We start from the raw sequence: 5,836 nt of genomic DNA, 5'->3' as shown, positions 1-5,836 counted from the left end.
TCAGGTCCGCGCGGCGGTTGCCGATGGTCGATTGAAGCAAGCCAAGTTTGCCCTTGCGGCTTGACCCCCAGCTTTTTCCCGCTCCCGTCGACTTGTCTCTCGCGCGCCGTCTGCAGGATCTTTGCCGCCGGCACCATGACGCCGAGGTCGATGATCTCGTAATTGTTGCAGGCGAGAACCACGCCGACGATGTTTTTGCCGATGTCGTGGACATCGCCCTTCACCGTCGCCATCAGGATCTTGCCGGCCGTCTGGCGCTCGCCATTGTCGATGCCGTTGGCGGCGTTCGCCACCTTCTCGGCCTCCATGTGCGGCAACAGTCCTGCGACGGCCTGTTTCATCACCCGCGCGGACTTCACCACTTGCGGTAAAAACATCTTGCCGGCGCCGAACAGGTCGCCGACGACATTCATGCCGGCCATCAGCGGGCCTTCGATGACGTGCAGCGGGCGCTCGGAGGCAAGCCGCGCTTCCTCGGTGTCGGCGTCGATGAATTCGGTGATGCCGTTGACCAGCGCATGGCTGATCCGCTGTTCGACCGGCAATTCGCGCCAGGCGAGATCACGCTCCTTGGCCTCCTGGCCGGCCGTGCCCTTGAAGCGTTCGGCGATCTCCAGCATGCGTTCGGTGGCAGTACCGCCGGCCTTGGGCACGCGGTTGAGCACGACATCCTCGCAGGCCTCGCGCAGTTCCGGCTCGATCGTGTCGTAGACCGCAAGCTGGCCGGCATTGACGATGCCCATGTCCATGCCGCGCTGGATGGCATGGTAGAGGAACACGGCATGCATGGCCTCGCGCACCGGCTCGTTGCCGCGGAACGAGAAGGACAGGTTCGACACGCCGCCTGAGATATGGACAAGCGGCAGCGTCGCGGTGATCTCGCCCGTCGCCTCGATGAAGTCGACGCCGTAATTGTCGTGCTCCTCTATGCCGGTGGCGATGGCGAAGACATTGGGGTCGAAGACAATGTCTTCGGGCGGAAAGCCGGCTTGCTCGGTCAGGAGTTTGTAGGCGCGGGTGCAGATCTCGACCTTGCGCGCCCTGGTGTCGGCCTGGCCGTCCTCGTCGAAAGCCATGACGACCACGGCGGCGCCATAGGCGCGCACGAGTTTCGCGTGGTGCAGGAACGCCTCCTCGCCTTCCTTCATCGAGATGGAGTTGACCAGCGGCTTGCCCTGCACGCATTTCAGCCCGGCCTCGATGATCTCCCATTTCGAACTGTCGACCATCACCGGAACACGCGCGATGTCCGGCTCGGCGGCGATCAGGTTGAGATACTCGACCATCGCCTTCTTCGAATCGATCAGCCCCTCGTCCATGTTGATGTCGATGATCTGGGCGCCGTTGGCGACCTGGTCGCGGGCCACGTCGAGCGCAGCGACATAGTCGCCCGCCGAGATCAGTTTTCGGAACTTGGCCGATCCCGTGACATTGGTCCGCTCGCCGACATTGACGAAGGGAATCTCGTCGGTCAGCGTGAACGGCTCCAGCCCGGACAAGCGCATCTTCGGCTCGATGTCCGGAATGGCGCGCGGCGGATATTTCCGCATCGCCTCGGCAATGGCGCGTATGTGATCGGGCGTCGAGCCGCAGCAGCCGCCGACGACGTTGACCAGTCCCTCGCGCGCGAAATCCTCAATCTGCGCGGCCATGAATTCCGGGCTCTCGTCATACTGACCGAATTCATTGGGCAGGCCCGCGTTGGGATAGGCGCAGACAAACGTATTGGCGACACCGGAAATCTCCGCCAGATGCTCGCGCATGGCGTTGGCGCCGAGCGCGCAGTTGAGGCCGATGGTGAATGGGCTGGCATGGCGCACCGAGTGCCAGAAGGCCGTCGGCGTCTGCCCGGACAGCGTGCGGCCGGACAGGTCGGTGATGGTGCCGGAGATCATCACCGGCAGGTGCACGCCCTTCTCGATGAAAATCTCGTTGCAGGCGAAGATCGCCGCCTTGGCGTTCAGCGTGTCGAAGATGGTCTCGATCAGGATGATGTCGGCACCGCCGTCGATCAGGCCGCGCAGTTGCTCGCCATAGGCGAGCCGCAGATCGTCGAACGTCACGGCGCGATAGCCGGGATTGTTGACATCCGGCGACATGGAGGCGGTGCGGTTGGTCGGCCCGAGTGCACCGGCGACGAAGCGGCGCTTGCCGTCCGCCTGCAGCGCCCTCTCCGCCGCTCGCCGCACCAGCCGCGCGCCATCGCGGTTCAGCGCGTAGACGGCATCCTCCATGCTGTAATCGGCCTGAGCGATCGAGGTCGAGGAGAAGGTATTGGTCTCGAGAATGTCCGCGCCGGCGATAGCGTAGCGATAATGGATCTCCTCGATCGCTTTCGGCTGGGTCAGGATCAGCAGATCGTTGTTGCCTTGCTGATGGCAGGCGCAGCCGGCGAACGCTTCGCCGCGGAACTGGCTTTCATCGAACCCCAAACCCTGGATCTGCGTGCCCATGGCGCCGTCGAGGATGAGGATGCGTTCGCGCGCCGCCACGGTCAGCGCCGCAAGCACTTCCGAACCGTCGGGCGTTGCCGCAACGGGGCCGAACAGGTCATCCAGCGATGAGGAGCTTTGCGACATTTTTCATCCTCAAGGCGACAGTCGCGCCTAGTCACATAAAGACATCTTTATGTCAACATACGCCCTCTCGACCTCAGAGTCACGCCGGTTTTCGCCGCATTCACGCTTGCCCTGTCACGTGGTCCTTCCCGGCTTGACTCCCATGACGCCGCTTGCCCGCAGCATCCATCGCTGCCCGTCGCTGCGAAAATCGGTGATGCTGAGAGGCTCGATGTCGATCCTCCGGCAAGCCGAAAGCGGCGCGCCGACATCAACCATGGCCGCGCGGATTGCATTTGCATGCGCGGACCCTGGTTTAACTCTGCGGTGCGATACCGCCAGCAGCCAACCTTTGCGAGCAACCCCTCCTCGCACATTCTAGAGGGGTAGCGACGTGGAATTCCGGCATCCGTCCCGCGGCCTTGGCGACATGGCGGTACTTGATGTCCAGTCGAGCCCGCGGCGGGTGAACAGGCGCACGCCGGCGCCGCGCCGCTCGGGTGGGCGGATTGCTAAAGCCTATTGCAACGATTTGGCTCTGCTTGCGTTTTTCCGTTCGTCGCGAAGGTCACAGCCACCTATGAGTGCGCATGTAGTGGCCGGTGCGCTGACAAGGCTGCAAAGCTGGCCGAAGCTCCAATGCGTCGGCGCTATCGGCCGCTCCTGTCCGGGAACATTGAGCGAAAGTGGGTCCGCATTGTTGCGGTGGCTTCCACGCGCACGGCGCGGCTCTCTACGATGCGGGCGGTGGCGCGGTCCGCGCGCTGCTTCACCGCATCATAAAGCTCGGTGAGGCTCAGATAGCGCTCGTCATCGGGACGCGAGAACCATTCCGAAGAAACCCGCCCGATCCGCTCGCCGCGCGATGTCGACGCGAAAACCGCTGGAAGCCGCGTGCTGATGGCTGTTGCTCTCGCCGTTGATGATGGTCGTCATGTTCATTGCGATCACTCCTTTTTCCGTTGATGCCAAAGGCATGTCCCCCGGCATGCCTTCCGGGGGCGCGTGAGCGCACGGGAGTGATGGGGGCCAATGCCGGCGCGCGGAGCCGGGTTGCACGGCCGAGCGAAGCATAGGCGGCGATGGCGGGGAAGCGAGGCGGAGTTCCTCGCTTCCCAACGGATCTGCAAGGTTATCAGCAGCCGATCAGAACGATGAAAGCGAAGCTTGCCGTTATAATATTGGTAAGAGATGTGGATTGTAGAAAGGAAACGGACTATTTGCCTGATTGGCGGAATGGGGAAACCAAACTTCTTTAGTGCATCCGATAAGACAAGAGGAAAACTTGATGACCATTTCTCCTGAACAAGACGGCCAACTGGATACCGTGTCGATTGCCGCCGACATTGTCGCCGCCTATGTGTCGAACAATCCGCTGCCGGTCGGCGAACTGCCGAAGCTGATCAGCGATATCCATGCCGCTCTGCAAGGGATTGGCTCGCCGGCGACGGAAACTGCGGTCAAGCAGGAACCGGCGGTGTCAATCAGGAAGTCAGTGACGCCGGACTTCATTATCTGCCTGGAAGACGGAAAAAAGTTCAAATCCCTGAAGCGCCATCTCGCAACGCATTACAATCTGAGCCCCGAGCAATACCGCCAGAAATGGAACCTGCCTTCCGACTATCCGATGGTGGCGCCGAGTTACGCGGCCATCCGCTCGGCCATGGCGAAATCAATCGGACTCGGGCGCAAGGCGGCGCCCGCCCCAGCCGCAGCTGAAAAACCAAAACGGCCCGCTCGCGCGGCAGCGGCTGCAACGACCCCCACGGCAGTTAAGTCGCCGGTGATGAAGACGCGCAAGGCACACGCAAAATAGTGTGCTGCACCTGACAGAGGTGCCAACGGGCGGCGAACCTGAACATGGCGAAGCCCCACCTCGCGGCGGGGCTTCGTGTTAGGTCGGGTCAATCTGCGGCGCGGCGGGACCAGATGAGCGAGAAGTCGCCTTCGGCGGGAGCGAACGTCACCGTCTTGACGTTGAGGTTGGGGGTCTTGACCGAGCCGGAGAAGCCTTTCGCGGTGCGCGAGAATGTGCCGATGGTAGTCATTGTGGTGGTTCCTTCTGTTTTTCTCGGGCCGCGCCCATCGCGGCCTCACATGAAGGATCACTCGTCAAGCTGTGGTTCTGAACTGCTGAGTGGCCGGTTTCTAAATGACGCCCCGCCGGATACGGGGCGTCATATCGAAGTTGTTCAGTCGCCGTTGCGTCGGTTCGGTCGTGACCAGATGAGGCTGTAGCCCTGACCGTCCGCACCCTCGACGAGGTTGGCGTAGATCGGAGCGGTGAAGCTGGGATCGTCGAGCTTGAGACCCAGGTAGTTGCGGCCCTCATTGGACTGCTTGGACCAGGCGGCACCGATCTCGATCCGGCCGACGAAGACCCGGTGGCTGGGAGCGTTTTCGCCGCTGGAGCGCGTATCGGGAACGATACGGATCTTCTTGGCCTGGAGGGAGACGGTCGCCTCTTGGGTCGCCGCCTAACCGGCTTGCGGGGGAGGTTCACCGGTGACGATATATGCGCTCAAGTTAATCTAAGCGCAGTATCATAACCGCTTAGGCATCCAGGCTATGCATTGTTCGAGGCGTTCAAGCTGAGCTTTCTGCCAGCGAAGCTCGTGACCAACGTTTTGCAACTTGGCTTTGCCTCTGGCGGCGGACGCACTGATCAGTTCGCATTCAAGCTGAGCGATTCGATCTCGCACCTGCTGAGCTTCAGCCTGCCGTATATCTCTAATCCAACCTGGGCCACGCATATTCAAGGGGTAGCATTTGAAAACTAACGCCGGCAGATTCGAAAAACTCGAATTTTAACCATCGCAAAAATCACCGCCCTCATCGAGGCCAGAATAATCTTAATCGACTTGGTAACGGCCTATTCAGCGCTAAAGTCTAAAGAAACAATATGACGCCGCGCACCAAGCGTATTCTGGGCAAATCACTGGTCGTGACGACAATTGCAGTCGTTGCGACCTTCGGTCTGTCGTTTACGGCTAGGCTTGCGTTGCAGATGCCGATCGACTGGTTGAGTTGGGTCGAATGCACCTTCATTCCCATTCTGATCGGAATGCCGGTCAGTGCCTACATCTTCGCTCAGTCCGAAACGATCCAGGAAACATGTGACAAGTTGGAGAAGTCGCATGCTGCCTTGAAAGAGGCGCACGACCGGCTCACCTTCGTAACCAGCCACGACCAGATGACGGGGCTCCTCAGTCGCGGTGAATTCATCGTAAGGATGGACAAAAGCCGCGATGAAGGAGAATGCGACACGCTTCTCCTGA

The 5,836-nt window shown here is 61.0% G+C and carries 4 protein-coding genes and 3 pseudogenes; 3 read left to right on the top strand and 4 right to left on the bottom strand.

All coding sequences use genetic code 11. The annotated features are described in order from the left end of the window. Positions 1 to 2,579: methionine synthase (metH, locus tag DH08_RS14050; RefSeq protein ID WP_246800834.1), on the bottom strand; the 2,579-nt coding region annotated here is incomplete at its 3' end. Positions 2,580 to 3,152: 573 nt separating this feature from the next. After that, positions 3,153 to 3,500 (bottom strand): annotated as a pseudogene (locus DH08_RS14045) (DUF932 domain-containing protein); the annotation flags it as partial. A 346-nt stretch (positions 3,501 to 3,846) separates the two neighbouring features. On the opposite strand from DH08_RS14045, the gene DH08_RS14040 reads away from it, so the two are divergent. Then, positions 3,847 to 4,374, top strand: a complete 528-nt coding sequence (locus DH08_RS14040; protein WP_192179884.1) for a Ros/MucR family transcriptional regulator — start codon at positions 3,847 to 3,849, stop codon at positions 4,372 to 4,374. Positions 4,375 to 4,462: 88 nt separating this feature from the next. Here the strand turns inward: DH08_RS14040 and DH08_RS14035 are convergent, their stop codons facing one another. After that, positions 4,463 to 4,606, bottom strand: coding sequence for a hypothetical protein (locus DH08_RS14035; protein WP_192179882.1), 144 nt, complete (start codon positions 4,604 to 4,606; stop codon positions 4,463 to 4,465). Between the two features lie 144 nt (positions 4,607 to 4,750). Further along, positions 4,751 to 5,017 (bottom strand): annotated as a pseudogene (locus DH08_RS14030) (DUF736 domain-containing protein); the annotation flags it as partial. 114 nt (positions 5,018 to 5,131) lie between these two features. On the opposite strand from DH08_RS14030, the gene DH08_RS14025 reads away from it, so the two are divergent. Continuing rightward, on the top strand, positions 5,132 to 5,338 hold the full coding sequence (locus DH08_RS14025) for a hypothetical protein (protein ID WP_192179881.1): 207 nt from the start codon (positions 5,132 to 5,134) through the stop codon (positions 5,336 to 5,338). Positions 5,339 to 5,460: 122 nt separating this feature from the next. Continuing rightward, positions 5,461 to 5,836, top strand: a pseudogene (locus DH08_RS14020) (hypothetical protein); the annotation flags it as partial.

The sequence above is a fragment of the Mesorhizobium amorphae genome (genome assembly GCF_014843845.1).
Classification (GTDB): domain Bacteria; phylum Pseudomonadota; class Alphaproteobacteria; order Rhizobiales; family Rhizobiaceae; genus Mesorhizobium; species Mesorhizobium amorphae_A.
The sequence above is the reverse complement of the archived record's forward strand: the minus strand, read 5'-3'. Positions and strand labels throughout refer to the sequence as shown.

Bases quoted from the DNA above. Each gene is read 5' to 3' on its own strand.
- DH08_RS14040 (WP_192179884.1), top strand. From the start codon at position 3,847: ATGACCATTTCTCCTGAACAAGACGGCCAACTGGATACCGTGTCGATT.
- DH08_RS14035 (WP_192179882.1), bottom strand. From the start codon at position 4,606: ATGACTACCATCGGCACATTCTCGCGCACCGCGAAAGGCTTCTCCGGC.